The organism is Candidatus Atribacteria bacterium (assembly GCA_011056645.1).
Lineage (GTDB): Bacteria > Atribacterota > Phoenicimicrobiia > Phoenicimicrobiales > Phoenicimicrobiaceae > Sediminicultor > Sediminicultor quartus.
Genome location: DSEL01000029.1, coordinates 1 through 5,472, shown reverse-complemented (window position 1 = coordinate 5,472; position 5,472 = coordinate 1). Strand labels below are relative to the sequence as shown.

Below are 5,472 nucleotides of genomic sequence, written 5' to 3'. Positions count from 1 at the left end.
GTCTGATGTTTCGTTTGTCATATCCAACTATATCCCTTACAATGAACAGGGATGGTTTTATGCCATAAATAATAAAGCTGTTATCGAGGGAGGTTGATTTAGAAAGATTGTCCGAAAAGGATATTGAACAGTATTGGAAGAAAAAAGAAGATGATATTGGAGATAAAATTATAGAAAGAATGCTTGCAGAGTTTATCAGTGGTTATCAGAATTTTTCCGGTCCAATTTTAGGAATATTATTTTATACTAAGAGTGCTTTTTATTTTCAGACTTTTCCTAGGGAAAATTGGTTTTTTCCCTTGTTAAAACCGGGAGAATCGTTAGACCGGAATAAACTGTTGAATTTTTGTATTCCCTGGTCAAATGTAAAAAAAATAGATTTTCCTCCAAGGAAAAATCCTTTTTTAGGAATTTTTTTGCCTCAGGAGTACCGTATTTTTATTGATTATCAAAATAATGAAAATAGAACGAACCTTGCAATAAAGATGCAAAGTCGGGAAGATAGAGACAAATTGATTGAATTTTATAAAAATTTGAGGAGTTCTTAACTGGATGGTTGAAACTTGAGATATTAATATATAAATAAAATATATGTCCAAAGGAAAGACTTCGTAAAAGGGAAAACTAAGCTATGTAAAAATAGGTGCCCATATTTAACTATTTATTTTTTTAGCAAAAAGAAGGATTTTAAAAGGTTATGTAGTATCTTTAATATATATAATAGGTGAAGTATTTCACCTAAATAAATATTTTATATTCTATAAATTTGTAAAACCTTATATTGTAACCTGTATGAAAGCAATAGGAGAGACCTTTTCTTTATCTAAAAAAGAAAAGGAGCCGAAGAGGCAAGATACTCAAGGTATCCAAACTTTCAGGCAAATGGACCGTTACCGGACAGAACTCTGGAAAGCTTTATACTAAAAAGCACCGACGGGGCAATTCCTAATCTTTAGGAAAACCCATACAGAGTTTACTTTAAATGATTATTTCCTAATTTCTTTAGTAAGAATCAGTAAGAATCGTTCAGGTAAAAATACAGAGGAAGAGAGTAATATAATTATTTTTCTGCTCTGTCCTTTTTGTTACTAGTTATTGAAAAGAAATAACATTTTTGTGAATTTATGAAGCTTGATCCCAATACTTTCCGGAAGATACGGTTACCCTTGATGCGGCTATTCATACAACTGTAAAATGGCTGGAGAAAAAGAGCATTGAGCATGCGAACGCTGAAAGGAGGTGAGAGGAAGCCATAAATTATTAGTAAAAGTTTTATTAGTTACATAGCTGATAAAATCTTTCTTGAAAGTCAGGCTGTAGTCAAATAATAAGGTGTTTTATGGCACCTGAAAGTTAAAGGAGGTTAAAGAAAAATGAAAAAAATTATGGTGTTATTGGTCTTAGTTATTGCATTAGCTGTTTTCTTAATGGCCATGTCAACTTCCATCTTTGCTGAAAAGGTTTCTATTTCATTTTCCTACAACTCAATAAAAGGCGGAAGGGGTACTCAGTCGGCAGAATGGATTGAAGATACCGTTATTCCCCAATTTGAAAAGGATATGAAAGATAAAGGCATAGATGTTGAGGTAAAGGCTCTGCCAAGTGGCGTTGCGCCGGAAGATTGGAAGATGCAGTTTGTATTGGATGTGAAAGGTGGGATTGGTCCGGACGTAGCCTGGATAGATTTATTCTGGGTACCAGAATTTGCAGAAGCAAAATTAATACTGCCTTTAAATAAGTATGTTGAGGCATGGCCGATTTGGGATGAGTTCTATACTCCTGCAAAGAAAGCGGGGAGTCATAAAGACGATGTCTATGCTATTATGTACGGTTCAGATGTTAGGATGGTCTACTACAATAAGGAGTTGTTTAAAAAAGCGGGTATAGCTCTTCCATGGCAGCCCTATAGCTGGGATGGCTTACTGACCACAGCTCGAATCATTAAAGAAAAACTGCCCGGTGTTACCCCACTACAGATAAACGCTGGCACGGACATGGGTGAGGCTACCACCATGCAAGGCTTATATATGGTGCTTCTGGGTGCAGGTGGACGCCTTTATGACTGGGATACTAATAAGTGGATAATAGATAGTCCTATGTTAAGGGATACCGTTGACTTCTACAAGCAAGTTTACATTGATGAGAAGCTGGGAGATGCGGAAATGCAGGTAACGGCGAAATCTCGAGACAAAACCTTTGAAGCCTTTCAACAAGAAAAGATGGCTATGTTAGTTGAAGGTACCTGGTTTTATTCATCAGTAATAGCACCGAACGGAAGTGTACCGATACCAGATCGCGATGAACGGATTGGTTGGGCAGCTATGCCAGGAAAAGGCACTTTGGGAACACCTACCTTTGCCTGTATATCTGGTGGAACAGGTTTTGCGGTTAATCCAAATACTAAAAATGCTGACTTAGCTTTTGAGTTAATAAAGACTGCTTTAAGGCCGGATGTTTTGGTAAAGCTATTTAATATAAAACCATTTTCCCCGATTTACCAAGGATTTGTCGAACTTCCTGAAGTTAAAGAAAATAAATTTATTGCTGATACCAGCGAAGCCCTAATGCCTTATACTACCATCAGACCTGCTAAGCCGGAATATCCAGAAATCTCCTATCAGGCACAATTACTAACCGAAGAAATTGTCATGGGCGTATCACCCGAAAAGGCATTAGAAAATTATGGTCAAGGTGTAATATCCATAGTAGGAGCAGAGAACGTTGAAAAATTAAAATAGGACTTGGTTTGCTTGTTAGTTTTAATTAAGTTTTTTGTTACTAGAGGTAATCGGGTTTATTTTTAAACCCGATTACCATTTTTTTAACAAACTCTAAAGAGTCCTAAGGAGGTGTAGTATAGATATATGTTTGAAGGTGGGATAATCCTTTCTAAAAAAAGGGCGTTTTTATTTATATTACCTGCATTAGCTTTTGTTACCGTTTTTCTAATTTTTCCAGCTATTTGGGCGATTTATATAGGACTAACTAATGAGTCATTAACTGGTATTTTTGGGCTAAATCATCAATTTGTTTGGTTTGATAATTTTATAAAAGCCTTTAAAGATCCCTGGTTTCGTAGCTCGCTTCAGATTAGTTTTAAATTTGTTTTTGGATCATTGGTGGGACAAGCTGGTTTAGGATTATTGCTGGCTCTATTGCTGAACAATAAAAAGGGCATCATAAAAGAATTGGTCAGCAATATTGTTATTATCGCCTGGATTATACCAGGGGTAGTGGTGGCTTATCTCTGGGTAGCTTTTTTAGACAAAGACTTTGGTTTACTTAATTCTATTTTAGAAATATTGGGTTTTGCCAGGGTGAATTGGTTCCATACACTACCGGTTGGAGTTATTATAATCTTTAATACCTGGCGTGGAACGGCTTTTTCCATGCTTTTGTTTATGGCTGCGCTACAATCGATTCCTCCTTCTTATCTTGAGACTGCAGATGTTATAGGAGCCTCAGGTTGGTGTAAACTTAGAGATATAATTTTACCATTAATTAAACCTCAAATATTAACTGATCTTATATTGCTGACTTTGTGGACATTTAATGTATTTACTCCTTTTATCCTCACCAAAGGTGGACCTGCTCATATGACAGAGATTTTACCTATCTATACTTACAGAGTTGCTTTTATGGGCACATGCAGGATTGGCCAGGGAGCGGCTATATCTACAATAATACTTTTGATTAACTTAACTTTAGCTCTTATATACTTAAAAATGTTAAAAAGGAAGTGAAGTAATATGATGTTTAAACAACGAACAAATTTGTGGAATAATTTTTGGATATATTTGATCTTGTTTACCCTTGTATTATTCTTTCTCCTGCCTATGATTTGGCTGGTAATTGCACCATTTAGTTCTAAAGCTAGTTTAGCAGTAAAGATAACCTTACCAAGTTTAAATAATTTCAGAGAGCTCTTTAAAAATAAAATTGCTATGTTAGCTTTTAAAAATAGCTTTATTATATCATTTTCATCCACAGTAATCGTTGCTATTACTTCTATGCTGGCTGCTTATGCCTTATCTCGGACAGATTTTAAATGGCGTAGTACTTTGTTATATGCTTTGTTGCTATTTTCAACGGTGGTGACTGGGATAGCAGCTATGGTTCCTTTATTTGTTCTAAATTTACGACTTGGATTAATTGACTCTTATTTAAGTGTTATATTTGTGTTTATTGGTGGATTTTTACCAGTAAGTATTTTTATCATAAAAGATTTTTTTGATGCCATACCCAAAGATTATGAAGAGGCAGCAATGGTAGCTGGAAGTACCCCTTCACAGGGATTCTTTCGAATAATTCTTCCGCTTTCTCAACAAGGCATGGTAGTTATAGCCTTGTATATTTTCATGAATACCTGGGGAAGTTTTTTGATGCCTTTTATTTTACTGAGGAGTGTTAACAAATATCCCGTATCAGTGGCAATATACACTTTTTTTACCCAAGAGGGTCTTCCCTTGTTAGGGCTTCTTTCAGCTTATTCATTATTATATTCTCTTCCAGTAATCGTACTTTATATTATTATCAATAGAAAGTTTGGCTTTGGATTTCATGGTGGACTAAAAGGATAAAAAGGAGGCATTATAATGCACGATGTAGCATTTGAAAAAGTTACAAAAAAATTTGGAAAAGTTGTTGCGGTTAATAATATTAGCTTTCAAGTCAACAAAGGTGAATTATTTACCCTATTAGGTCCTTCGGGTTGCGGAAAGACTACGACCTTAAGACTAATAGCCGGATTAGAGGTACCCCAATCAGGTAATATTTACATCAAAGGCAAGAATGTAGAGAAATTATTACCAAAAGATCGTAATATAGGTATGGTATTTCAAAATTATGCACTTTTTCCACATATGAACGTTTTTGACAATATAGCCTATCCTTTAAAAATTCGGAAACAGCCCCAAAAGGAAATAATACATAAGGTTACTGAAATAGCAAAAAATCTCCAAACCGAGGAGCTATTAAGCAGAAAACCCAACCAAATCAGTGGTGGACAGCAGCAAAGAGTGGCTCTAGGTAGAGCTATGGTACAAGAACCAAATGTTTTTCTATTCGATGAACCGCTCAGTAATTTAGATGCAAAACTACGAACAGAGGCGCGAAGTTTCCTAAAACATATACAAAAAGAGATGAAAACAACCGCAATCTATGTTACACATGACCAGAAAGAGGCCATGGCTATATCCGATAGAATTGCGATATTAGATAAAGGGGTTATCATGCAGATAGGGACCCCAAAAGAGGTCTATAAGAATCCAGAAAATGTGTTTGTAGCTGGGTTTATCGGGGACCCTCCAATGAACCTTCTCGATTGCTCTATAAAATATAACCAAAATAAAACAGTGTTAGATTTTTTACAGTTTAAATTAGACATTTCTCCCATAAGAGATTTAGTAAGGGAAAAAGTAAATAATGAAGAGGTTATAGTATTAGGAATCAGACCGGAAGACATTACGGTAG

General features: G+C 35.4%; 5 protein-coding genes and 1 riboswitch. All 5 genes read left to right on the top strand.

The window, feature by feature from the left end:
* Positions 1 to 107: 107 nt before the first annotated feature.
* Positions 108 to 548: a hypothetical protein gene (locus ENO17_01245; protein ID HER23684.1), complete on the top strand. Its 441-nt coding sequence runs from the start codon at positions 108 to 110 to the stop codon at positions 546 to 548.
* Positions 549 to 792: 244 nt separating this feature from the next.
* A riboswitch (glycine riboswitch) is annotated at positions 793 to 900 on the top strand.
* A gap of 473 nt (positions 901 to 1,373) precedes the next feature.
* On the top strand, positions 1,374 to 2,738 hold the full coding sequence (locus ENO17_01240) for an extracellular solute-binding protein (protein HER23683.1): 1,365 nt from the start codon (positions 1,374 to 1,376) through the stop codon (positions 2,736 to 2,738).
* Positions 2,739 to 2,864: 126 nt separating this feature from the next.
* Positions 2,865 to 3,743: a sugar ABC transporter permease gene (locus tag ENO17_01235; protein ID HER23682.1), complete on the top strand. Its 879-nt coding sequence runs from the start codon at positions 2,865 to 2,867 to the stop codon at positions 3,741 to 3,743.
* 9 nt (positions 3,744 to 3,752) lie between these two features.
* Entirely contained in the window at positions 3,753 to 4,580 is an 828-nt protein-coding gene (locus tag ENO17_01230) for a carbohydrate ABC transporter permease (GenBank protein ID HER23681.1), read from the top strand.
* Positions 4,581 to 4,595: 15 nt separating this feature from the next.
* A partial coding sequence (locus tag ENO17_01225; GenBank protein HER23680.1) for an ABC transporter ATP-binding protein occupies positions 4,596 to 5,472 on the top strand: 877 nt, incomplete at its 3' end.